Here is a 24,276-nt window from a genome sequence, read left to right on the forward strand (position 1 = left end):
ATCCTATCACATCAGCTATTCTATAAGAAGAGAGAGAACTTTCATAACTTATTGGTTTTACAGAAGAAGGGGGCAAACGTATGCAACTATTTCATAAAGCAATCAATCGACGTGGAACGCATAGTATAAAATGGGATACATATAAAAACGAAGAACTTATCCATGCTTGGATTGCTGATATGGATTTTGAAGTACCAAAACCAATTCAAACTGCCTTAAAACAACGAATCGAACATCCGATTTTTGGCTATACACTTCCTCCCGAAAATATTGGGGATATTATTTGTAACTGGACAAAACAACAATACGACTGGGATATTCAAAAAGAATGGCTTGTCTTTAGCGCCGGAATCGTTCCAGCTCTTAGTACGAGCATACAGGCTTTCACAAAGGAAAACGAAGCCGTTCTTGTACAACCACCTATTTATCCTCCATTTTTCGAAATGGTCACAACAAACAACAGGCAGTTATGCGTGAGTCCATTACAGAAACAAAATGATACATATGTGATAGACTTCGAGCATTTAGAAAAGCAGTTTCAGCAAGGCGTCAAACTCATGCTTCTTTGTAGCCCTCATAACCCAATCGGACGCGTTTGGACGAAAGAGGAACTTGTGCAGCTCGGATCGTTATGTACTAAATATAACGTAATCATTGTCGCGGATGAAATTCATTCCGATATCATTTATGCAGACCATACACATACGCCGTTCGCTTCCTTATCTGCAGAATTAGCAGAGCGCACTATCACTTGTATGGCTCCAAGTAAAACATTTAATATCGCTGGATTACAAGCATCGATTATTATCATTCCAAACGAAAAACTCCGTCACGCCTTTACAGCTATCCAATATAGACAAGGCTTCCACGGGTTAAATATCTTCGCTTATACAGCGATGCAAAGTGCCTATACAGAATGTAATGATTGGTTAAACGAAATTCGATTATATATAGAAGATAATGCTCAATTTGCTTGTGAATATATTAAAACTCACATACCTACTCTTTCCGTAACGAAGCCAGAAGGTAGCTTTTTATTATGGATTGATTGTTCTCGTCTAAAGCTTTCTCAAAACGAGCGTACTGCATTACTTGAGGAAAAAGGAAAAATCATCGTTGAACCTGGTGAGAAATACGGGTTAGGTGGCGAAGAACATATTCGAATTAACATCGGCTGTCCACGATCTGTTTTAGAAGAAATTTTGAACAGACTGCGTCATACGTTTTCATAATAAGAAAAGAGGCTGTCATAAATCATTTTAGGACAACCTCCTTTATCCATATCTTTTCAATTACGTTTCACAAAAAAAGCTACCATGCACGGTAGCTTTTACTTTTTCTTCATATCCGATGCTTTTTTTACAATGACACCACAAGCAATTCGATCACCTGATTTACCTGTCGGTTGTGTCATACCATCATCAGCGTTTTCTGTAATAATAATAGACGCTCCATCTTTTCTATGAATCGTTGTTTTTCCTTCTTCAAGCGTTATGTGCGGCGCGTCGATTTCTGCCTTGATCTTTCCAGAACCGTCTGCAATTACGTTCGGTAAATCACCGTTTTCTGCACCCTTCGGATTAAGAAGACCATGTTTTTTATCATCAGGATTAAAATGATTCCCGGATGATTCAAAACGAGGTGCCTTACACTCTCCGATTTCATGTACATGTAGTCCGTGTGGTCCTGGCGTGAAACCTTCCCCTTTAATCGTAATTTTCACTCCACTTGTTTGCTGAACTACTTTCGCAGTCCCTACCTCATCTCCTGAAGCATTATGTAATTTCACTTCAATTTCTTTCGGCTTTCCTTGGTCACAACCTGCCATCAGAAATAATAAACAACAACTGAAAAAAAGCCGTTTCTTCATTCCATTCCCTCCAAAATATATTCTGCCCTTAGATTGTCCGAGCATAGAGGGAAACATACAAAAATGCGTTACTGTTTCTTTTCAGCTAATAGTTTTTCTTCAACTTTCTGTAATCGCTCTGCTTCTCGTTTTGATACACGAACGAACATACGCCACGTAGCAATCGCACCGATGATAAATAGAACACAAACAATCCCCGGAATAATATATTCTGTTTTATCTTCCGGAAAATATAAAGGCATCATACGGAACACTCCTTATTATAGGATTCAAAAAACATCAGAATTTTCTGTTATATCACTTTAAATTATAGTTGAACCGGTCCATATTCTCAAGGGGCGTTCCGAAAGCGAATGATTTCTTTGACTCCTTCTCCTACTTTCCTTACTATAAACTTGAGGTGAAAAATATGAGAGAAACATTTGAAATTGGCGAAATCGTTACTGGTATTTATAAAACAGGAAAATACATTGGCGAAGTTACAAATAGCCGCCCTGGCAGTTACGTCGTAAAAGTATTAGCTGTTTTAAAACATCCGGTGCAAGGTGACTTACATAACGTAAAACAAGCTGACGTACCATTTTTCCACGAAAGACGTGCTTTAGCTTTTCGTGAGCAAACGAACATTCCAGAACAAATGGTGAAGAAATATGAAGGAGAAATTCCGGATTATACAGATTCACTCAAATTAGCATTAGAAACTCAAATGAATTCATTTTCTGAAGATGATTCACCTTTTGCAGAGCGTAGTCTAGAAACATTAGAACAGTTAAAGAAAGACTACAAACTCTAAAAAACAAAACGACCAAATTACATAATGTGCAATTTGGTCGTTACTGTGTACTCACTTTCTTTAACACTTTTGAAAAATCAACAAGTTCTCCTAATGTTGGAGGTGCTGGTTTTACTAAATACTCTTTATCTTTTTCTACTAGTTTAAAAATATTGTACGTCGTCATTGCATCATCAAGCGCACAATGATGCTTCCCTGTCCCTACTTTTCCATACGCCTCAATTGCTTTCCATAATCCTGTTTGATTTCTTTCTCCAAAAAACTTCTTATACTCAAGCGATAAATCACGACACTGTCCGAAGAACGGAAAAGCTATCCCTGCCATTTCACAATTATGCTTCAGCACTTTCATATCCATATTTCCCCACGTTACAATTGTCGGTTTACATTTCGTTTCGTATTCTGAAAGCTTCTTAACGAGTTCAGGAAATGAAATCCCTTTATCCACGACTTCTTGTTTTATTCCTAAAAACTTCTTACACCGATCCGTTAAAGAGGGAAATGTTTTCGGCCTGACATGTGATGAATACGTATCTTCCACCTTACAGCCAGCAACTGAAACGAGTCCTACCTCAATAATTTCCGGAAAAAATCCTTTCGGTTTCTTTCTATGCTGGGGCATCGTAAACTCAAAGTCTAAAAATAAAAATCGTTGTTCATCCATACGATCCCTTCCTTATCATTTTTGTCATTCCTTTCTATTTGACACTCCTACACGAACAAGCTCGAATGCTAATTCCATTTTAAATATTCAGATTGGATGTATCTTATATATATGTCAAATGCCCACAAATATTTTAAAAAATAAGAAAAAATGACCTATGCAGAAAATATGACAAAATCCCTCCTTTCATTTACATCCGCAGTTTTTCTACTTTATAATGACGTTATGTGTGTTTCATCTAGTTAATATTTGACACACTAAGAAAAATGAATGAAAGGAGATGAGATTTTTGCACGAAACAACGCAAGAACTCGCTAACTGGCAGTATTATTTTGCTATCGCAGTCTTTTTAATTACATATGCCATTATTATTTCTGAAAAAATTAATCGCGCTGTCATCGCACTTCTTGGTGCAGCACTCATGGTAATTGTGGGGGTCGTCGATTTACATAACGCCTTTACGAAACATATTGAATGGGGAACGATTACGCTACTCATCGGTATGATGATTTTGGTGAACATTACGAGTAAATCAGGTGTTTTCCAATACGTTGCCATTAAAGCAGCAAAAGGGGCACAAGGAAATCCAATTAAAATTTTAATTTCCCTTTCCCTACTTACTGCGCTTGGCTCCGCATTTTTAGATAACGTTACAACTGTACTTCTTGTTGTTCCAGTTACTTTATCTATTACGCGCATACTGCAAGTAAATCCTGTTCCTTATTTACTTTCTGAAATTATTTTCTCAAACATTGGGGGAACTGCAACATTAATTGGTGATCCACCTAACATTATGATTGGTTCTGCCAATAAACATTTAGACTTCAATGCTTTCCTATTGAATCTAGCACCAATCGTAATTATTATTATTGGAGTTACAGCAACAATACTTTACTTCATGTACCGCAAACAATTAATTGCCGATCCTGTACAAGTCAAAAAATTAATGAGCTTAGATGAAAAACAATACATTAAAGATCCAGTATTAATGAAAAAATCTTTAACGGTACTTGGACTTACAATTGTAGGTTTCATGACTCATTCTATTTTCCATATTGATGCGGCTATCATTGCCTTAACTGGTGCTACTGTACTTATGTTAATTGGTGTGAAAGAGCATGAAATTGAAGAAGTATTTGCAAGCGTAGAGTGGGTAACAATCTTCTTCTTCGCAGGGCTATTCGTACTTGTTGGAGGACTTATCGATATCGGTCTTATCAAAATGTTAGCTCAAAAAGTAATTGGTATAACAGGCGGAGATATTTCTTACGCATCCATCCTTATTTTATGGGTATCTGGTATCGCCTCTGCAACAATTGATAACATCCCATTCGTCGCAACAATGATTCCACTTATTAACGATATGGCAGTTGGGCTAGGCTTATCACCATCTGACGCACAAATCGATGTATTATGGTGGGCATTAGCACTAGGTGCTTGTCTCGGCGGAAACGGAACATTAATCGGAGCTTCTGCTAACGTAATCGTTGCAGGTATCGCGAGCCGCGAAGGGCATAAATTTAGTTACATGGAATTCCTAAAAGTCGGTTTCCCAATTATGATCGTTTCATTAATCATTTCTCACATTTATATTTATTTACGCTACCTTATGTAGTAGAAAAAGCGCCCTGATAATCAGGGCGCTTTTTTACTTATATCTAAAATATATCGACTTATCAACAGAAACGAAAAATCTACTCTTTATATCTCACCGGTTCATTTCGAATAATAAATAAATGAATCGGTAAGAAAACCGAAAATGTGATTGTATGAATAATCGTAAACAATATAGAATTCGTTCCGTATCTATCTAAAATTGCGTAGATAAGATAAATAGACAGCACAATCGATACAGCTGTTGCTAATAAATATAGAATTGGTACGAAGTTAAAAATGAAACACGCGACATATATGCCGAATACTTTCCATCCCGCTTCTTCTTTTAAGAAATCCGGTAATTTGTCTTTTGCTAAATCACCCCATATCTTACTATTTAAAAAAGGAATAAACGCAAGAGCACCATCCGTTGCACCATCATTTTTCGCCATCGTATACAGTGCAAAAGCCGTTAATAAATACGCAATAATTGCCCAAATCAATACAACAAGAATAAACGCAAAACTAAGAGCAAAGAAACCTGCTAGTACGCCTTGATCCTCCATCTTATCCTCTCCTCTCTACTTTCAACATATTTCATTACATTGCAAGTTATGTTTTAAAATTTATCCAAACTCTTTGTATAATAAGAGAAGAAAGAGAATAAGAGAGGAGAAACACATATGCATCCATTTGTAAAAGCATTACAAGAGCATTTTACAGCTCATCAAAATCCTGAAAAAGCAGAACCTATGGCTCGTTATATGAAAAATCACTTCCCATTTCTAGGTATTCAAACACCGGAAAGACGCCAATTGTTAAAAGACGTCATTCAAATACATACTCTCCCAGATAAAAAAGACTTTCAAATTATCGTACGTGAGCTGTGGGACTTACCAGAACGTGAATTCCAAGCGGCCGCACTTGATATTATGCAAAAATATAAAAAGCATATAAACGAAACTCATATCCCCTTCTTAGAAGAACTTATTGTCACAAAATCTTGGTGGGACTCTGTCGATAGCATCGTCCCTACATTCTTAGGTACTATCTTTTTAAAACACCCAGAATTGATTTCTGCGTATATTCCAAAATGGATTGCATCAGATAACATATGGTTACAACGTGCCGCTATTTTATTCCAACTGAAATATAAACAAAAGATGGATGAAGAACTTCTTTTCTGGATTATTGGACAACTACATTCTTCAAAAGAATTTTTCATTCAAAAAGCGATTGGCTGGGTCCTTCGTGAATATGCAAAAACAAATCCGGATGTAGTTTGGGAATACGTGCAAAACAATGAACTCGCTCCATTAAGTAAGCGTGAAGCAATTAAGCATATTAAACAAAATTACGGAATAAATAATGAAAAAATAGGTGAGACTCTATCATAGATAGACGCGTTCCTCTATTGAGATTTAAAAAAGAACGTGTTAGAATATGTTCATTATTATTAATATAAGTAGCGATGACGGACTTATAAGTACTTGCATAAAAAGCGATTCAGGGATAGTGAAAGCCTGAAGCCGCAAGGAAACGGCAGTCCCGAGCAATACATGATAAAGTGGATGCACCTTTTGTGTATCAACTAGGGTGGAACCGCGGGCAAACGCTCGTCCCTAGGCAAATAAGCCTTGGGATGAGCGTTTTTTTATGTTCTTTTTAGCATATACTGCTCGTTTCCAAAGTATCAGAGTATGTCATCGCCAATACGTTAACTTTCAAAAGGAGGATTTTCTTATGTATTCAATGGAACAAGTTGTAAACTTAGCGAAACATCGCGGTTTTGTTTTCCCTGGTTCTGAAATTTACGGTGGTCTTGCAAACACTTGGGATTACGGTCCACTTGGAATCGAATTAAAAAATAACGTTAAAAAAGCTTGGTGGAAAAAATTCATTCAAGAATCTCCACACAACGTTGGTTTAGACGCAGCTATTTTAATGAACCCTAAAACTTGGATCGCTTCTGGTCATGTTGGTAACTTCAACGATCCAATGATCGACTGTAAAAAATGTAAAGCTCGTCACCGTGCTGACAAATTAATTGAGGATGCTTTAGATGCAAAAGGCATCGAAATGGTTGTTGACGGTCTTACTTTCGACCAAATGGCTGACTTAATGAAAGAACATGAAGTAAAATGTCCTGATTGCGGTAGTGAAGAATTCACTGAAATCCGTCAGTTCAACTTAATGTTCAAAACATTCCAAGGTGTTACAGAGTCTAGCACAAACGAAATCTTCCTTCGTCCTGAAACAGCACAAGGTATTTTCGTAAACTTCAAAAACGTTCAACGCTCTATGCGTAAAAAGCTTCCATTTGGTATTGGCCAAATCGGTAAGAGTTTCCGTAACGAAATCACACCTGGTAACTTCACATTCCGTACACGTGAATTCGAACAAATGGAACTTGAATTCTTCTGTAAGCCTGGTGAAGATTTAGAGTGGTTCGCATTCTGGCGTGAAACTTGTAAAAACTGGTTACTTTCACTTGGTATGACTGAAGAGAGCATGCGTCTTCGTGACCACGGTAAAGAAGAGTTATCTCACTACAGTAATGCAACAACTGACATTGAATTCAAATTCCCATTCGGTTGGGGCGAACTTTGGGGCGTTGCATCTCGTACAGACTTCGACTTAAAACGTCACATGGAACACTCAAACGAAGACTTTAATTATATCGATCCACAAACGAATGAGCGTTACGTACCATACTGTATCGAGCCATCTTTAGGCGCAGACCGCGTAACATTAGCATTCTTATGTGATGCATATGAAGAAGAGCAATTAGAAAACGATTCTCGTACAGTTCTTCGTTTCCACCCTGCTTTAGCACCATACAAAGCAGCTATCTTACCATTATCTAAAAAGCTATCTGAAGGTGCTACTGAAGTATTCGCAGAATTAGCTAAAGACTTCATGGTAGACTTTGATGAAACTGGTTCTATCGGTAAACGTTACCGTCGTCAAGACGAAATCGGTACACCATTCTGTATCACATACGACTTCGACTCAGTTGAAGACAAAGCTGTTACAGTACGTGACCGTGACACAATGGAACAAGTTCGTATGCCAATTAGCGAACTAAAAGGTTTCTTAGAGAAGAAAATCCAGTTCTAATTATAAGAAAAAGAGGCTGCTCATAAGAGCGCCTCTTTTTTAATTTTCACGTTTTTCTTTAATTGCTACTGTACATCTTGATATACATAGTAAATCATCATTTTCATCAATAATGCGAACATCCCAAACCATTGTCGATTGTCCTCTATGTATCGGTGTCCCAATCGCTGTTACAATTCCATCTTTCTTTGAGCGAATGTGGTTTGCATTAATTTCTAATCCGAAACAAATACATTTTTCTTGATCAATTAAATTATATGAACCAACACTTGCCACTGTTTCTGCTAATGCAACCGATGCACCACCATGCAAAAATCCAAACGGCTGATGCGTACGCTCATCAACAGGCATCGTAGCAACCACCTTATCTTCTGTCATCTCTAACAACTCAATTCCAAGTGAATCCATTAAAGTTTTTGCCATATCGCTTCCCCCTTCTCATACTTTAATTAAATGTATAATTTTACCTATTTATTTTCAAACTACTTATAACACTTATATAAGGAGGCTTCACCTAAATGAAACAGAAATTTTGTATATTACTGCTTATGTTCTCCTTGCTGACTATTGTACCAAATTGTGCAATAACAGCCAAAGCATCTAACCTGACAATCGATGTTAAGACTGTAACGCAAAAAGGTAAGAAACCTTATATAGAATATCAAATAAATAGGCCTTCTTTTCACAACTTTTCTGACTCTAAATTTCAAAATAAGCTCAATTTATACTACAAAAAATCCACTGACAAGTTTAAAAACAAATTAGAAAAAGAAGCAAAAAAATATTATAAAGAAACAGAAGGATCTAGTACACCATTTCATCCGTACGTAGCAAATGTCGATTATAAAGTCTCATTAAACAAACCACCTTTTCTTAGCCTATATGTGAATTACTATCAATATACTGGCGGAGCACATGGTCTTTATACGTGGAAGGCAAATACATTTGATTTAAACGAAAAAAAGCTACTGCACTTAGACGATTTATTTCAACAAAAAGATAAATATAAAGATGTAATCCGTGCAGAGATTGTAAGACAAATTAAACAAAATGAAAATATTTATTTTCCTGATGCAACTGAAAAGGTAATGAGTATGAAAAAGTTTCACTTCTTTTTAGAGCCAGACAATCTCGTCATTTATTTCCCTTTATATGAGATTGCTCCGTATTCAAGTGGAATTCCGCAATTTCGTATTCCATATACGTTGCTAAGAGACTATTTGAAGCCTTCTTATCAAAATATTTTGATTGACAACAAGTAAATATTTTCGCTACGATAATGTTAACCTAAAAACAACAGGAGGTTAACATTATGAGAAGATTTCATGTTTTAGATTTAGCATTAGCTGCCATGTTCGTCGCTCTTATGGCCATTGGTGCAAATATTGTATCTTGGGCACCATTCCTGCAAGTAGCGGGCATCCCATTATCTATGCAACCATTTTTCGCAATTTTAGCAGGTCTTCTTCTTGGAAGTAGACTTGGTGCCTTATCCATGACTGTATATATGCTCGTTGGCGTAGCCGGTGCACCAATCTTTGCTAACTTCAAAGCTGGATTTGGAGCACTTTTAGATCCTACTGGTGGTTTTATTATCGCATTTATTATCGTTGCTTACGTATCGGGAAAACTAGTAGAACAAAAAGAAAGACCAACATTCATTACATTTGCTATTGCCTCTTTCACAGGAATTATTTTAACTTATATAATCGGTACTACTTACATGTACGGGGCAGTCAATCTCTTTATGGGCGGTAATATGAGTTATAAAGCTGCTTGGATGATTATGATGTGGTTCGCAGTAAAAGATATTGCATTTACAATTATCGGTGCTATTATCGCACCTCGCATATACTATGCTGTGCGTCGTTCTGCTTATCAGCATTCTCATTCGACGATTTCCTAATAAAAAAATGAGTTATTTCAGTATACTGAAATAACTCATTTTTTTTATTAAGACTCTTGGTTCGCTTGTTCTTCTAAAATTTTCTTCATCATCGCAACCATGTCATCACGTAATTCTGGGTGTTGCAGAGCCATTTCGATTGTCGTTTGAACGAATCCTAGCTTTTCACCTACATCGTAGCGCTTTCCTTCGAAATCGTAAGCAAATACACGTTGGATTTCATTTAAGCTTTGGATTGCATCTGTTAACTGAATTTCACCGCCAGCACCGACATGTTGCTGTTCTAAGAACATAAAGATTTCAGGCGTTAAAATGTAACGGCCCATAATCGCTAAGTTTGAAGGTGCTGTACCTTGTGCTGGTTTCTCAACGAAATTGCGAACTTGGTAACGACGACCTTCTTGTTCTAATGGATCGATAATTCCGTAACGGTGTGTTTCTGTTTCTGGAACAGTTTGTACACCAATAACAGAAGAAAGTGTTTTTTCATACTCATCCATTAATTGACGTAAACATGGTTTCTCAGCTTGGACAATATCATCACCTAGTAACACTGCAAATGGCTCATCACCAATGAATTTACGTGCACACCAAACAGCATGTCCTAGTCCCTTCGGCTCTTTTTGACGGATGTAATGAATATCTACCATTTTTGAAGAAGCTTGTACTTTTTCAAGCAACTCATATTTTTTCTTCTCTAATAAGTTTTGTTCTAGTTCAAATGCGTTATCAAAATGATCTTCGATAGAGCGCTTTGTTTTACCAGTAACGATAATAATATCTTCGATTCCCGATTTCACTGCTTCTTCTACAATGTATTGAATCGTTGGTTTATCTACTATCGGTAACATTTCTTTCGGCATTGCTTTCGTTGCTGGTAAAAAACGTGTTCCTAATCCAGCTGCTGGGATTATCGCTTTTCTTACTTTTTTCATCACAAAATACCCTCTCTCCTGTCGGAATTAATAGCAATCATTTCCTACATAAAACAAAAGGGAGATTTCGCTCCCTTTTGTTCCTTACTACTTAAAATTACTTTGTATTATAAACGATTCATAATGTCTTCTTTAATAGTAAGTAACTTTTGTTCACTATTTTGTAAAGAACTATCTTGTACACCGAAGTAGAACTTAATCTTCGGTTCAGTTCCAGATGGACGTAGGCAGAACCATGAACCATCTTCTAATTGATATTTTAACACATTTGATTTCGGTAAGTGAATCTCTTCTTTATGTCCATCTTGTAAAGATGTAACGATGCTTGCTTTATAATCTTCAACTGCTACGACTGTTAAGCCTGCTACTTCTTTTGGAGGATTCTCACGGAACGTCGCCATCATCTCTTGGATTTGTTCCGCTCCATCTTTTCCTTTTAACGTTAACGATACAAGGTCTTCACGGAAGAAACCGTACTTCTCAAATACTTCTAATAGACCATCATATAACGTTTTCCCTTGTGATTTGTAGTATGCAGCTACTTCACATGCAAATAGGACAGATTGTACTGCATCTTTATCACGGCAGAATGGACGGATTAAATAACCATAGCTTTCCTCATAACCGAATTGGAATTCGTATTGTCCGCTTTCTTCATACTGTCTAATTTTCTCACCGATAAATTTAAATCCAGTTAACGTATCAACTGTATCTAAACCATATGCTTTTGCAATTGTACGACCAATTTCAGACGTTACGATTGTTTTTAATACGACACCGTTCTCTGGAAGCGTTCCGTTTTCTTTCTTTTGAGATAATAAGTAATCAAGCATTAAAGCACCTGTTTGGTTTCCTGTTAATACTTGGAACTCACCATTATGATTGCGGACTGCTACACCTAGACGATCTGCGTCAGGATCAGTTGCGATTAATACATCTGCGCCTACCTTTTCACCGTCACGAATAGCATACTCAAATGCTGCATGCTCTTCTGGGTTCGGTGATTTTACTGTAGAGAAGTTTGGATCTGGTAACTCTTGCTCTTTTACAACTGTTACATCTGTAAATCCAACTTCTTTTAAACCACGGCGTACAGAAATATTTGATGTTCCGTGTAATGGTGTAAAGACGATTTTTAAGTCTTTGCCGGCCTTTTCCACCATTTCTTTATTAATGATGACATTGTTCAATTCTGCAGCATATGCATCATCTACTTCTTGTCCAATAATATGTAATAAACCGTCAGCTTTTAATTGCTCTACATCAGCGACTTCAACTGTTAATTCATCTTCTATTGCATCTACGTAGCTTATTAACTCATCCGCTTCTTTTGGCGGCAACTGTCCACCATCTTCACCGTATACTTTGTATCCGTTATATTCAGGCGGATTATGGCTTGCCGTAAGAACGATTCCACTTACTGTATGTAAATGACGAACTGCGAAAGAAAGTACTGGCGTTGGACGTAAGCTTTCAAACACATATGTTGTGATACCACGTGCACCAAGTGTAGCAGCGACTTCCATTGCAAACTCAGGTGATTTATGACGAGAATCATAGGCTACAACAACACCTCGTTTTTTCGCTTCCTCACCTAACTTTTCAATAAAGCTTGCTAATCCTTTTGTTGCTTTACGAACTGTATATACGTTTAAACGGTTCGTACCAGCACCAAGTTCACCACGCATACCACCTGTGCCGAACTCTAGATTTTTATAAAAGCTATCCTCGATTTTCTTCTCATCTTGCTTCATGTTTTCTAGCTGTTCTTTTAATTCTGCATCTAATTGTGCGTAAGAAAGCCAGCGACTAAATTCTTGTTTCCAATTCATTCTTCTCTCTCCTCTCGCTCGTCATACCTTTATTATATGAAAAAAACATGCTGTATCTCAATATTTTATAAAATCTAGCAGGATTTTACTAGGAATATTTGTATACACTATTGTTAAATACTCCACTAAAGGGAATGAGGATTATGCACGAATGGGGCTTGTCAGAAGAGCTCAAAATACAAACAAAACAAATGATTGAAATTGCTGAAAGAGAACTATCGATTATGAGGAACGCAATCGATAAAGAAGATGAATGCATTTTATGCAAAATGGAAGATATTCATCATATGTTGGCAAATGTACAAACATTGGCAGCTACATACTATATTCAAGCATATTTATCACCTTATACGGAAAGTTCATCTTTTATTACAACAGCTATCCAACATTTAAGCGCCAGAAAACATGGTGCTCTTATCGTTGTAGAACGAAACGAGACGCTTGAAGCTTTCATTCAAACTGGAACGACATTAAACGCTCATTTAACTGCACCATTACTCGAATCAATATTTTATCCAGGTAACCCTCTTCATGACGGTGCCGTTCTGGTAAAAAATAATCATATTGTCTCAGCTGCTAATATTCTTCCTTTAACGAAAAGTACAGAAGTTGATCCTGAGCTGGGAACACGTCACAGAGCTGCAATTGGCTTATCAGAAAAGAGTGATGCACTTATATTAGTTGTCTCTGAAGAAACGGGCCGTACTTCTTTTGCCTTAAATGGGATTTTGTATACGATTTCTTTATAAAGTGAAACTTTAATCAGCCCTCACCAATCAAGCGTTTACGAGCAGCTCAATCCACACTTAACTTCTTTGCTTCCGCTGAATTTTGAATTGAGGGTCTTACTGCCCGGCAAATAGCTGGATAAACAAACCTATAAAAAAGAAGACTGTTCCAAAATATTGGAACAGTCTTCACTTATACTCTTATTCTTCTCCGAAACGCTCCACAAGTGTTGCAAGTGTACGTACCATTGCACCAGTTGCTCCAGCTGGACCTAAGTCGTGCGCGCCTTTTGTTTCTGATGTTCCAGCGATATCTAAGTGTACCCACGGTGTATCTTCAGCGAATTCGCCTAGGAATGTACCTGCCATAACCGCATGTCCTTCACGGCCTGGTGAGTTATTTAAATCAGCAAACTTACTGTTTCTCACACGTTCTTTATCACGATCAAAAATCGGTAGTTGCCAAATTGGCTCATCTGTTTCCATAGAAGCCTCTAGCACTTGCTCAAATAACTCTTCATTATTTGTCATTGCGCCTGTCGTATAGTTTCCAAGTGCAACAATTACACCGCCTGTTAATGTTGCAACATCAACAAGATAGTTTGCACCAAGTTTTTTCGCATACGTAATACCGTCAGCTAAAGCTAGACGACCTTCTGCATCCGTATTTAATACTTCAATTGTCTTTCCGCTCATAGATTTGATTACATCGTCTGGCTTAAATGCCGTACCACTTACAACGTTATCAGTTGAAGGAATAACAGCGATCACATTTTGTTCTGGGCGCAGTTCTCCGATAATTTCCATCGCACCTAATACAGCAGCTGCACCGCCCATATCACCTTTCATACCAACCATGCCTTCACGTGGTTTTAAAGAATAACCACCTGTATCGTATGTAATACCTTTTCCAACGAATCCAATGACATCCGTCCACTCTTCTTTTCCTTTATAAATAAGAGCAATCATTTTTGGCGGCTCTGTACTACCTTGGTTTACTGCAAGTAACGCACCCATACCAAGATCTTCCATCTCTTCTTTCTCAAGAACTTTATAGTCCATATCATACTTCTCCGCTAACTCAACAGCATACTCAGCAAGCTTTGTCGCTGTTAATACGTTTGGCGGCATATTTACAAGTGTACGAGCCGAATTTGTTGCACGTCCATGTACGTAGCCAACTGTTAATGCGGCTTCAATTTCTTGTGCATCTTCCGCTGTAATAGCCGTGAACTTCTCTAACTCTACACGATCCTTTTTATCTGATTTATACGTTTGTAACTCATATGTACCAAGGCCTTGTACCTCTGCTGCAATATGAGCGACATCAATCGCGTCTAATTTCTCTGTTACGAAAGAATCAAGTAAGATTGCTGCATCTTGTACTTTTGCTACTTGTAATGTTTTAAACGCTTTTCCAAGAGCCGCACGTAACGTTTCTGTCGTGTAAGACTCTTTCTTTCCTAAACCAACAAAGTAATAACGTTTCACATTTGTTTTTCCTAAGCTATGTACTTTCGAAATGGCCTTTTTCTTCGTAGATAATTCTTTCTCTTCTAGTAAAACTTGTAATTGTCCTTCAAACGCTTTGTCCAGTTCTTGTACAAAACTACTCATTTTCTCTTCTTCAAATAGAGCAACAATCACTACTTCATGACCTGCTAATTCTTTTTGTACTTGAAACATGTTCAGACCCCCTAAATTTCTCTACCACCATTATAACTTTATTTTCGATAAAATGCGATAATTCTAACTACAGTTATATGACGTGTAAAATCTCCTCTGTTATGAAATAAGCCAAGAAAAAAAGTCTAGCGTAATTACGACTAGACTATCTTTGTTTTAAATATTGACCACGAAACACTTGCATCGTTTCGTCTTGATTTAACATCGTTAACTCTTCTTCTGTAAACTTACCATTTCCTACTTTTACTACATACACATTTACTTTTTTCTTACCCCATTGGCTATAAACATCTTTCACCGTATCATAATATAGATCAAGACGGTTTCCTTTTATTGCACCGCCCTTATCAGCTACTACACCATACCCGTAACCTGGCACGAAGAGAATCGTTCCAATCGGGAATACGCGTAAGTCCGCAGCAATTGTGGAATATAAATCCCTTTTTACTTTAACACCTGAATATGTAATACCATACTCTGGATGCCCTGGCCTCTTACCAGTTGACTCAATCCCCGATGTATAACCTGTTGCAGTCATTTCAATTGAACGATATTTAGACCAGTCGTTTGCCTGCTCTAAAGCATTTATCACTTCTTTACTCGGAGCAACATTTCTCTTAACTTCTGCTGCATGTACTTCTTTTGCACTCGTTCCCTCATATTTCTTTACAATCTCTAATAGAGAAACTCCTGTGAAAGCATTCCATGTTACGCATAATGCAATTGCAAGTAAACAAGTCATCATAATGCGAATACAATATCGTTTTAACATTTTTATATTCCACACTCCTTCATCGTTAATCATTCCCTATACGATGAAGGAATATGCAAAAAATAATCTCCAAATGAATTGGAGATTAAAACATTTGATATCCGCTTTTCCGAAGTTTCTTAATCACGACTCCTGCTAAAGCAGCCCCTACTAATCCAGTAGATAGAATAAATAAGTCTGCTTGTCCTAAGTGCGATACACTTGTCCCAAATGAAGAAAATGTCTCTTTCGGCTTTGAAAAATAATCCCACATACTCGCTTTATTAATAATAAGCATACAAACAATCGGATACACAATAACCATTACCCATGTAGCTCGCAAAATCATGTTGAGTAAAAATCCAATTCCAAAGAACAAAATAAAGAATAACATCATTGAAATAAGTAGTACCGGTATACTCACTCTTTTTCCCTCTCCTTCGCACATGCCGTAAATACGTGATAAGCTGTATAACCAAATGGTTCTCCTGGATTTAATGTTTTGTCCACTTCAAGATGTAGTTCTGATCTTCCTTCTAACAAATATTTAATAAGCACAGACGTATTCGGATCGTCCGCAATCTTCTCCGGATGTAAGAACGCCACTTCAGACAATTCTTTCTCCTGTACAATAATATTTTCTCCTTCAGGCTCCAAAAGGAAAATAATCATATTATCACTAATTTCATCACGAATAACACCCGATCGAACACCAATGATCCCCTTCACATGAGCAACAATGCCTGTCTCTTCTAACACTTCGCGTTTCACAGCTTCATCAACTGTCTCACCTTCATTTACAAAACCAGCCGGTAAAGACCATTTCCCTTTTAACCCACTGTATTTCTTCTTAACGAATAGCCACCTGCCATCTTTTGTAGCTACTAGGCCACTAACAGCTAACCATACTTTCCCGCGCTTCCCCATGATGCATCCTCCTCCATCCGAACGGACAGAATATTCTTTCTTTTCTATATATTATACTATACTTTTTAATTTGCTGTGAAATTTCCTTTTTTCAAAAAGTGAAAAAACCCATTTTGTCGATATACTGTTAACAAAAAAATATCAAGATACAGGAATGTAATTATGAAGAAAATAAAACATTGGATTCATCCATTTCATGATACGGCAATGTTCAAAAAAAACATTTCCCCATCTTTCTATTGTTATATCGAAAACATGTATTATACGAAAAAAAAGCAGAAACAGCGCTTAGCCGTTTCTGCTTTTTCTACTATATATTAAAAGAACTTTAATTTACCTTTTTTAAGAACTAATAAAGGTCCACCTAATAAGAATAGGTAGCGGTTATCGATTACTTTTTTCATGAAGGAAGCTTTCCAACCTGTTAACTTTTTACCCATAACAACGCCCATTGCATCGTCATGACCTAAAGAACATACAGATCCTTTATTATCAAATGCGAATTTTTTCATTTCGCCCTTGCCACGAACTAATACAGTTAAGTTGTGTGCAATGTTGTAACCTTGTTGAATTGCAATTTGTGCTGTTGGTGGGTATGGACGGTTAATTTCTTCGTTAATGATTAACGCTGCATCACCAACCATGAATACCTCTTCGTATCCTGGAGCGTGCATGTACTCATCAACTTTTACACGTCCGCGCATTGCTTCAAATCCAGACTCTTCCACAATACCATTACCACGAACACCTGCAGCCCAAACTACTGTTTCAGACTTAATTAATTCAGTATCATCGCCATTTGCAACGATAATTCCTTCTTCAGTTGCTTCTTTAATTGCTGTACCTATGCGGAATTCTACGCCTTTTTTCTCAAGTTGTTTTACAGCGTATTCTACTAATGCTGGATCGAAACCTGGAAGTGCTGTTGGAGCCGCTTCTACACAGATGATACGTGCTTTTTCACGTGGTACATTGTACTGTTTACAAAGTTCAGGAACACGGTTTGCAAGCTCACCTACGTACTCGATACCAGTAAATCCAGCACCACCAACAACGATTGTTACTAACTCATCGCGCTTTTCATCTGCATATTTAGCGAAACTAGCTTCCATATGCTCACGAATTTCACGAGTTGCATTAATGTTAGCGATTGAGAATGCATGCTCTTTTAATCCTGTAATTCCGAATGTTTCTGATTCGAAACCAAGACCGATTACTAAGTAGTCATACTCTAACTCGCCGTCTTTTAAGATAATGCGTTTTTCAGCAGCTTTAATTTCTACTACTGTGTCTTGTACAAAGTTCACTTTATTTGTATCAATAACGTCTTGAATATCTAGACAGATTTTTTCATCTTGTAATGTACCAGCTGCGCTCTCGTGTAACCAAGTCGCTTGGTAGTGATAGCTGTTGTTGTTTACTAACGTAATTTCAGCTTCATTTACAGATAATGCTTTTTGCAGACGAACAGTCGTAATCATCCCGCCATAACCTGCACCTAAAACTACGATTTTTGGAGTCTTCACCAAATCACAACCCTTTTCTTTATATAATAGTAATGAGAAATAATACCAAGTACTAAAAACTCTATTTGTCAAGAATGTGGAATTTATCACATTCTATATCATAACAAAACGCAGTCAAAAAATCGTACGAATTTTGTCATAGAAATTTAACATAATACTTCCCTATATTAGTCGGTTTTATTCCAGAATTCAAGCATCTGGCGAATTATCAATATTTTAAAATAACATAGCGTTTTCAAGGGTTTTTCAGCCTTTTTTTCATGTATTTTCCTTTCTGCATATTTTATACAATAAAAAGGAACCTATGCGAAAACTTACACACAATTCAGTCGTTTTCAGAAGTATTATGAACTCAAATATGCTATCATTTATTTGAAAGTGTCATCATTTGCAGGATTTTCGTGTACATATGAACAATATATGAAATCAATATCAAAATTCCATCTATAGGGGGAATGAAAGTGGCAGAAAATCAAAAAGTTTACGACATAACAATTATTGGTGGTGGTCCAACGGGACTGTTCACAGCATTTTATGGCGGTATGAGACAAGCAAGTGTAAAAATCATTGAAAGCTTACCTCAACTTGGAGGACAATTATCCGCACTCTACCCTGAAAAATACATTTATGATGTGGCTGGATTTCCAAAAGTGCGTGCACAAGAATTAGTTGATAACTTAAAAGAGCAAATGAAGAAATTTGATCCAACCATTTGCTTAGAAGAAGCGGTTGATACGCTTGAAAAACAAGCTGATGGTATATTTAAACTTGTTACGAATAAACAAACTCACTATTCTAAATCAGTCATTATTACTGCCGGCAATGGTGCTTTCCAACCACGCCGCTTAGAATTAGAAGGTACAGCAAAATACGAAAAGAAAAACTTACATTATTTCGTTGATGATATGAATAAATTTGCTGGCAAGCGCGTCGTAGTATTTGGCGGTGGCGACTCAGCAGTAGACTGGACGATGATGTTAGAACCGATTGCTGAAAAAGTTACAATCGTTCATCGCCGTGATAAATTCCGTGCACATGAACATAGCGTCGAAAACTTAATGAATTCTCGTGCAGAAGTAAGTACACCGTATGTTCCAGTTGAACTCATTGGTGATGACAAAATTGAACAAGTCGTTCTTCAGCACGTAAAAACTGAAGAAAAAGTTATCATCGATGTTGATGACGTAATTGTAAACTACGGCTTCGTTTCTTCTCTTGGTCCAATTAAAAACTGGGGCTTAGATATACAAAAAAATAGCATCCTTGTGAATTCAAAAATGGAAACGAATATTCCTGGCATTTACGCTGCTGGTGACATTTGTACATATGAAGGAAAAGTAAAACTTATCGCTTGTGGATTTGGCGAAGCACCGACAGCAGTAAACAATGCAAAAGCTTACTTCGATCCAAATGCAAAACTTCAACCGATGCATAGCTCAAGTATGTTTTAATATAGCAATGAAAAGAACTCCTTTTACGCGAAGGAGTTTTTTATTATTGTGCTACCGTATCCTTCCAAAATATGTTACAATAAAACAGAACAAACGTTCCGTTCAATAAGGGGGATATTTTAAAGATGAAAGAACCTATTATCGTAAAAAAAGAAGCTTTCCAAGCAATCGGCGTTTCGGTTACGACGACTAATGAAAAAGAGGCATCTACTGAAGGAAACATTCCACAACTTTGGAACCGATACTTTCAAGAACAAATGATGCATCACATCCCAAATCAACAAACGAAAGAAACACTCGCTTTCTATTCAAACTACGAGTCAGATGAAACTGGTACATATACATTTACAATCGGTATGCCCGTTTCTTCACTAAAAGACGTTCCTGAAAATATGACAACTTTAACAATACCCGCCGCTACGTATGCGGTATTTACAACGAGAAAGGGACCAGTTGCTGAAGTCGTTTGCGAAGCTTGGGAATATATTTGGAAATGGTCGAAAGAGAATAAACGTGCTTTTACAACAGACTTTGAGCTTTATGATGAAAAAGCAACAGATCCAACCAACGTACAATTGGATATTTATATTGCATTAGCCTGAACGACAAAAAAGAAGATACCATTTGGTATCTTCTTTTTTGTCGTTAAATAGCTACTGTGCAAATTCATTATTATTGTCTACAATGAGAAAGTGCAGTATAGAAATATTAGAAACTGTATAAAGTGAAACTATACTCAGCGAAGGGCATCTCCCATTGAGTATTAGCCCTCACCAATCAGGCGTTTACAGGTTTTTTAGTTTAAATTTGTCACATAGAAAGGAAGCAATATGGAGGAACTACAACAAAATAAAACTGCTTTAGAAGGAAGCGGAAAACCGTTATTAAAAAATACGAATTTCCTTTTTCTTTGGGCGGCTACTCTTTTTTCAAGCTTTGCTTTAGCCTTTTTTACTTTTTCACAAACGTGGTACATAGCAAAAACATTAAACCTTGAAGCTTCACTCGGTGTTGTTTTCGTAGCTCTTAGTGTTCCAAGGCTTATTTTTATGATTATCGGCGGCGCTGTAGCTGATAAATTCCCGAAAAAAAACATTATGTTTTACTCCAATATTATTCGAGCGATTCTTGTCGCAACCATTCTCACATGGTTTATCGTTGGTGATGTAACACTATATACATTTGCTTTATTCGCTTTATTCTTTGGACTTGCTGATGCTTTCTTCTGGTCAGCAGATGGATCTATCTTACCGGAATTGGTAGAAAAAAGCCGTTTAACACAAGCAAACTCACTTACACAAATGACAAACCAAGCATCGGTCATCTTAGGCCCTGTACTTGGCGGAATTCTTATCAAATTCACAAACTACGAGACAATATTTTCCATTACAATTTTATTACTGATTGTCGCGGCCATACTCGTTCAAAAAATACAATTTACGATGCCAGAACTAAAAGATACAGATAAAGGTATGTTCACTTCCATTAAAGAAGGAATCTTATATGTAAAAGAATCGCCATTCCTTTCAACTTTCCTTATTTGTAGTGCTTTTTTAAACTTATTTTTAATCGGCCCAATGCAAGTTGGTTTCCCGCTTTTTGTTAAAAACGTGCTACATGGTGATTCGCTCCAGTTTAGTTACTTAGAAGCATCTGTAGGCGGCGGAATGGCAATCGGTGCTGTCATTGTCGGTTTAAAAAATATTAATCGTAGACGCGGTCTATTTTGTATTATCATGATGCTACTGTCTGGTGTATTCTTCTTATCCATCAACTTTAGCACCGTACTTTGGCAAGCATTATTAGCCGGCATGTTTTATGGTATTACAATTGCAATGGCCATTGTACCGCTTATGGCAATGATTCAAGCAACCGTAAAAGAAGAGATGATGGGACGCGTAATGAGTTTACTTATGCTATCATCAATGGGCTTTATCCCGCTCTCTTATGCATTCACATCCATTGCACTTGCAATAGGAATTCCAATCGTAACCGTTATGAAAAGTGGTGCAATAGCTGTTATTGTCTTCGTACTATTTGTAGCGATTCGTGTTCCAGTTGTAAGAAAGTTTGATTAACTACTTGGAGTCATGTGCTATACGCATGGCTCCTTTTTAAACGGATCAAATAACGTTATTCCCTTACTTCTTCTCAGTGCTGCCCCCCATTCTAATCCAACCTCTAAAAATAAATCTCGCACTGTACTGTATAAAAGTGCCCTAACATCTTTACGAATCTCCCCATATTTATAAGCTCTCACAACACTTTTCACGCGCCAAATTAAATTTCCATACACTTCTTCGTCAGCTAATATTTGCTCTAGTAAAACACCTTGTTCTAGTAACCCGCTCTTCTTATAAGCAAGTTCCACCTTGCTCCAAAATATATTAATCTTCTTCGGATTACTCGTCATCGGCAGAAGTGCGTATATAAAAGGCTTCGGTATATCATGGCGACAATACGTCTCATCAAGCTCGTACGTTACTTTTCTATTCTCTTTTATTTGTGGAATGTTTTTAGAAAGAATTGTTTCCCCCTCGTTTTTTTGTTCCTTTCTGCTACAGCCAGCTGCATATTCCTCACTTTTACAAGCGGACATTTTCATACGGTCATCCATGCGGTCAATTGCAGATATAAGAAAAACATATAAGTTCGCACTATATCCCCCCCGCTTATACCTTTCTTTCGTCGCAACACGTTTTATAATTCCTAGTTCCTCTAACTTTGCAATTGAGCGGCGTACTGTACGAATACTCTTTCCAACATTAGTCGCAATCGTCTCCATTAACGGACAAGCGACTCCTACTGTTTTTTGTTTCTCATTCACCGCATACTTTCCTAAAAAATGAATAATGGTAGCATCCGTTTTATTCAATTGAAATCGGTAGCACTTCAAAACTTGTTTTTGATATGTATTAAACTCTTCTTTACTTCGAAATTCACTATATGGTTTCATTAAATTATATAAGCTTCCCATTTATATCACCTCATTTATAAGTAAGAGGCAGGAAGAGAATTTGGCGTGGAATTTAATATTTTTTTAATGGAGATGAAAATATGATCGTAATTAGCGCTTGTTTAGGTGGTATCGCTTGTCGATATGACGGCAATGACAATCTCGTTTCAAAAATAGAGGAGTTACTGCAACAAGAAGATACAGTCCTCATTTGCCCTGAAGTATTAGGAGGATTGCCAACGCCTCGTCCTTCCGCTGAAATTATTGGCGGGAATGGCGATGACGTTTTGGATGGAAAAGCGAAAGTGATGACAAAAGATGGTGAAGATGTCACAGAAGCATTTGTAAATGGTGCTTATAAAGCTCTAGAACAAATGAAAGATTTACACCCAGAATATATTATTTTGAAAGAACGCAGTCCATCTTGTGGTAGTTCTACGATTTACACTGGAGAATTTAACGGGAATAAGCAAACTGGTTACGGGGTAACAACTGCTTTATTTAAAAGACATGGCTTTAAAGTCATTTCAGAAGAGGATTTTGAAAATCAAAAAAGGAATTGACCCTGTGCGTCAATTCCTTTTTATCTGTCTTATTTCACACTTAATTTTTCTTTCACTTTCGCAGGAAGCTCTTCTTTTTTCACTTCTTCCCAAGCTGTTACACCTTTTTTATCTGAATTGTATACGCGTAAGAATGCATCTTTACGAAGATTTTTTGGAGCTGTGAATTCTAATTCTTTTACTTCTCCACCTTTATCGAATCCTTTTAATTTATACTCGAAATATTTATGTGGCTCTCCGTTATCAAACTTCTCATTTTTTTCAATTCCATCAGCTGTGATTTGAACGTAATACTCATCTTTCCCCATACGGTTAATATCACAACCAACTAACAAACTTGCGAATACAACTAAAATACTAAACAGTGCAATATATCTTTTCATTTCCTTCACCTCATGTTTTTTTCTTATATTGTTATCTTAAAGCCCGGAGCTTAAAGAAGAAATTCAAAAACATGACATGAACATTACACTTTTGTAAGATAATAATTATTTCTTCACTTTAGAAATCGTCATTCCATCACCAATTGGAACGAGTACGGATTCTAAATGCGGGTCGTATGCTATCATTTCATTAAACTTCTTCATAACTTCTGTATAACGTTTTTGTTTCGCACCCTCATCAGCTACACTACCGCCAATAACGTCTTTCACGCCAATTTCGCCACTTATCACGTAATTTCCTTATACCGTTTATTACGCCTTCTATTATGCCCTCAATTACAATCTCTATTACAAGATATCTTACTAAACTAATAATAGGTTTAATTACGTATCTCCCTATGAATTCAAAAATATCCTCCATCATATTTTCCTCCTTCTTTCAAAAGGAAGCCACTACTACTCCGCGTCCTTTTACGTCCAGTTACAATTGCTGCCCTACTGCGGTATATACCAACAAGAATAATACGACAACAACATTCACAATAACGCTTTTGAATTTGGAAGAAACTTCGGTAAATACTATAGTTAA

The 24,276-nt window shown here is 37.0% G+C and carries 28 protein-coding genes; 12 read left to right on the plus strand and 16 right to left on the minus strand.

The genetic code is table 11. The annotated features are described in order from the left end of the window. Positions 1-80 precede the first annotated feature (80 nt). On the plus strand, positions 81-1,232 hold the full coding sequence (locus tag MHI26_RS25285; protein ID WP_001175813.1) for a MalY/PatB family protein: 1,152 nt from the start codon (positions 81-83) through the stop codon (positions 1,230-1,232). 98 nt (positions 1,233-1,330) lie between these two features. On the opposite strand, the gene sodC is transcribed toward MHI26_RS25285, so the two are convergent. Further along, the gene (sodC, locus tag MHI26_RS25290; protein WP_000746518.1) at positions 1,331-1,870 is read right to left on the minus strand and encodes a superoxide dismutase [Cu-Zn]; all 540 of its coding nucleotides are present in this window, start codon (positions 1,868-1,870) and stop codon (positions 1,331-1,333) included. Positions 1,871-1,938: 68 nt separating this feature from the next. Then, the gene (locus tag MHI26_RS25295) at positions 1,939-2,115 is read right to left on the minus strand and encodes a hypothetical protein (protein WP_000982760.1); all 177 of its coding nucleotides are present in this window, start codon (positions 2,113-2,115) and stop codon (positions 1,939-1,941) included. Positions 2,116-2,279: 164 nt separating this feature from the next. Between MHI26_RS25295 and MHI26_RS25300 the strand changes: the two genes are divergently transcribed. Then, entirely contained in the window at positions 2,280-2,663 is a 384-nt protein-coding gene (locus MHI26_RS25300; RefSeq protein ID WP_001209340.1) for a kinase-associated lipoprotein B, read from the plus strand. Positions 2,664-2,703: 40 nt separating this feature from the next. On the opposite strand, the gene kapD is transcribed toward MHI26_RS25300, so the two are convergent. Continuing rightward, positions 2,704-3,327, minus strand: coding sequence for a 3'-5' exonuclease KapD (kapD, locus tag MHI26_RS25305; protein ID WP_000344358.1), 624 nt, complete (start codon positions 3,325-3,327; stop codon positions 2,704-2,706). A 289-nt stretch (positions 3,328-3,616) separates the two neighbouring features. Here kapD and MHI26_RS25310 point away from each other — a divergent pair, with 289 nt between their 5' ends. Continuing rightward, positions 3,617-4,942 (plus strand): ArsB/NhaD family transporter, encoded by a 1,326-nt coding sequence (locus tag MHI26_RS25310; protein WP_000545234.1) that lies wholly within the window; start codon positions 3,617-3,619, stop codon positions 4,940-4,942. 79 nt (positions 4,943-5,021) lie between these two features. On the opposite strand, the gene MHI26_RS25315 is transcribed toward MHI26_RS25310, so the two are convergent. Beyond that, positions 5,022-5,489: a hypothetical protein gene (locus MHI26_RS25315; protein ID WP_000390065.1), complete on the minus strand. Its 468-nt coding sequence runs from the start codon at positions 5,487-5,489 to the stop codon at positions 5,022-5,024. Between the two features lie 117 nt (positions 5,490-5,606). On the opposite strand from MHI26_RS25315, the gene MHI26_RS25320 reads away from it, so the two are divergent. Then, the gene (locus MHI26_RS25320; RefSeq protein ID WP_000553314.1) at positions 5,607-6,320 is read left to right on the plus strand and encodes a DNA alkylation repair protein; all 714 of its coding nucleotides are present in this window, start codon (positions 5,607-5,609) and stop codon (positions 6,318-6,320) included. Positions 6,321-6,666: 346 nt separating this feature from the next. Next, complete coding sequence (locus MHI26_RS25325) at positions 6,667-8,043, plus strand: glycine--tRNA ligase (protein WP_061666007.1); 1,377 nt, start codon at positions 6,667-6,669, stop codon at positions 8,041-8,043. 39 nt (positions 8,044-8,082) lie between these two features. Here the strand turns inward: MHI26_RS25325 and MHI26_RS25330 are convergent, their stop codons facing one another. Beyond that, positions 8,083-8,466: a hotdog fold thioesterase gene (locus tag MHI26_RS25330; protein WP_001140613.1), complete on the minus strand. Its 384-nt coding sequence runs from the start codon at positions 8,464-8,466 to the stop codon at positions 8,083-8,085. Between the two features lie 95 nt (positions 8,467-8,561). On the opposite strand from MHI26_RS25330, the gene MHI26_RS25335 reads away from it, so the two are divergent. Together MHI26_RS25335 and MHI26_RS25340 are read left to right on the plus strand one after the other, a co-directional pair. Further along, positions 8,562-9,305: a DUF3298 and DUF4163 domain-containing protein gene (locus MHI26_RS25335; RefSeq protein ID WP_061666008.1), complete on the plus strand. Its 744-nt coding sequence runs from the start codon at positions 8,562-8,564 to the stop codon at positions 9,303-9,305. 50 nt (positions 9,306-9,355) lie between these two features. Next, a complete protein-coding gene (locus tag MHI26_RS25340) occupies positions 9,356-9,949 on the plus strand; it encodes a biotin transporter BioY (RefSeq protein WP_001252163.1) in 594 nt (197 codons plus the stop codon). Between the two features lie 47 nt (positions 9,950-9,996). On the opposite strand, the gene galU is transcribed toward MHI26_RS25340, so the two are convergent. Both galU and MHI26_RS25350 read right to left on the minus strand, forming a co-directional pair. Then, positions 9,997-10,884 (minus strand): UTP--glucose-1-phosphate uridylyltransferase GalU, encoded by an 888-nt coding sequence (gene galU, locus MHI26_RS25345; RefSeq protein ID WP_000757823.1) that lies wholly within the window; start codon positions 10,882-10,884, stop codon positions 9,997-9,999. 107 nt (positions 10,885-10,991) lie between these two features. Continuing rightward, positions 10,992-12,716 (minus strand): phospho-sugar mutase, encoded by a 1,725-nt coding sequence (locus tag MHI26_RS25350; RefSeq protein WP_001104215.1) that lies wholly within the window; start codon positions 12,714-12,716, stop codon positions 10,992-10,994. Positions 12,717-12,859: 143 nt separating this feature from the next. Between MHI26_RS25350 and cdaS the strand changes: the two genes are divergently transcribed. After that, positions 12,860-13,465, plus strand: a complete 606-nt coding sequence (cdaS, locus tag MHI26_RS25355; RefSeq protein ID WP_000545255.1) for a sporulation-specific diadenylate cyclase CdaS — start codon at positions 12,860-12,862, stop codon at positions 13,463-13,465. A gap of 180 nt (positions 13,466-13,645) precedes the next feature. Here the strand turns inward: cdaS and pepA are convergent, their stop codons facing one another. From pepA to MHI26_RS25380, 5 genes are all read right to left on the minus strand, one after another. Continuing rightward, positions 13,646-15,130, minus strand: coding sequence for a cytosol aminopeptidase (gene pepA, locus MHI26_RS25360; RefSeq protein ID WP_061666009.1), 1,485 nt, complete (start codon positions 15,128-15,130; stop codon positions 13,646-13,648). A gap of 145 nt (positions 15,131-15,275) precedes the next feature. Beyond that, positions 15,276-15,902 (minus strand): 3D domain-containing protein, encoded by a 627-nt coding sequence (locus MHI26_RS25365; RefSeq protein WP_000920103.1) that lies wholly within the window; start codon positions 15,900-15,902, stop codon positions 15,276-15,278. A gap of 85 nt (positions 15,903-15,987) precedes the next feature. Next, entirely contained in the window at positions 15,988-16,305 is a 318-nt protein-coding gene (locus MHI26_RS25370; protein ID WP_000027012.1) for a YuiB family protein, read from the minus strand. Beyond that, on the minus strand, positions 16,302-16,808 hold the full coding sequence (locus MHI26_RS25375; protein WP_000517994.1) for an NUDIX hydrolase: 507 nt from the start codon (positions 16,806-16,808) through the stop codon (positions 16,302-16,304). Before MHI26_RS25375 ends, MHI26_RS25370 begins: the two co-directional genes overlap by 4 nt. 317 nt (positions 16,809-17,125) lie before the next feature. Beyond that, positions 17,126-18,334, minus strand: a complete 1,209-nt coding sequence (locus MHI26_RS25380; protein ID WP_000856602.1) for an NAD(P)/FAD-dependent oxidoreductase — start codon at positions 18,332-18,334, stop codon at positions 17,126-17,128. A gap of 461 nt (positions 18,335-18,795) precedes the next feature. Between MHI26_RS25380 and MHI26_RS25385 the strand changes: the two genes are divergently transcribed. The 3 genes from MHI26_RS25385 (at position 18,796) to MHI26_RS25395 (ending at position 21,863) form a co-directional block, all read left to right on the plus strand. Then, a complete protein-coding gene (locus MHI26_RS25385) occupies positions 18,796-19,785 on the plus strand; it encodes an NAD(P)/FAD-dependent oxidoreductase (protein ID WP_000829773.1) in 990 nt (329 codons plus the stop codon). Positions 19,786-19,910: 125 nt separating this feature from the next. Then, positions 19,911-20,387: a GyrI-like domain-containing protein gene (locus MHI26_RS25390; protein WP_000662575.1), complete on the plus strand. Its 477-nt coding sequence runs from the start codon at positions 19,911-19,913 to the stop codon at positions 20,385-20,387. A gap of 228 nt (positions 20,388-20,615) precedes the next feature. After that, positions 20,616-21,863 (plus strand): MFS transporter, encoded by a 1,248-nt coding sequence (locus tag MHI26_RS25395; protein ID WP_061666010.1) that lies wholly within the window; start codon positions 20,616-20,618, stop codon positions 21,861-21,863. A gap of 17 nt (positions 21,864-21,880) precedes the next feature. On the opposite strand, the gene MHI26_RS25400 is transcribed toward MHI26_RS25395, so the two are convergent. Continuing rightward, positions 21,881-22,762 carry a helix-turn-helix domain-containing protein gene (locus MHI26_RS25400; protein WP_061666011.1) on the minus strand — a complete coding sequence of 294 codons (882 nt, stop codon included), beginning with the start codon at positions 22,760-22,762 and terminating at the stop codon, positions 21,881-21,883. 80 nt (positions 22,763-22,842) lie between these two features. Between MHI26_RS25400 and MHI26_RS25405 the strand changes: the two genes are divergently transcribed. Beyond that, complete coding sequence (locus tag MHI26_RS25405; RefSeq protein ID WP_000635499.1) at positions 22,843-23,304, plus strand: DUF523 domain-containing protein; 462 nt, start codon at positions 22,843-22,845, stop codon at positions 23,302-23,304. Positions 23,305-23,333: 29 nt separating this feature from the next. Here the strand turns inward: MHI26_RS25405 and MHI26_RS25410 are convergent, their stop codons facing one another. The 3 genes from MHI26_RS25410 to MHI26_RS25420 all read right to left on the minus strand — a co-directional run bounded on the left by MHI26_RS25410 (position 23,334) and on the right by MHI26_RS25420 (position 24,108). Further along, positions 23,334-23,687 (minus strand): YxeA family protein, encoded by a 354-nt coding sequence (locus MHI26_RS25410; RefSeq protein ID WP_000833125.1) that lies wholly within the window; start codon positions 23,685-23,687, stop codon positions 23,334-23,336. Positions 23,688-23,792: 105 nt separating this feature from the next. Continuing rightward, the gene (locus tag MHI26_RS25415; RefSeq protein ID WP_003308144.1) at positions 23,793-23,978 is read right to left on the minus strand and encodes a methyltransferase; all 186 of its coding nucleotides are present in this window, start codon (positions 23,976-23,978) and stop codon (positions 23,793-23,795) included. Beyond that, entirely contained in the window at positions 23,935-24,108 is a 174-nt protein-coding gene (locus tag MHI26_RS25420) for a hypothetical protein (protein ID WP_170959344.1), read from the minus strand. The genes MHI26_RS25415 and MHI26_RS25420 overlap by 44 nt, the downstream gene beginning before the upstream one ends. Positions 24,109-24,276 lie beyond the last annotated feature (168 nt).

The organism is Bacillus sp. FSL K6-1218, assembly GCF_038006445.1.
GTDB lineage: Bacteria > Bacillota > Bacilli > Bacillales > Bacillaceae_G > Bacillus_A > Bacillus_A thuringiensis_S.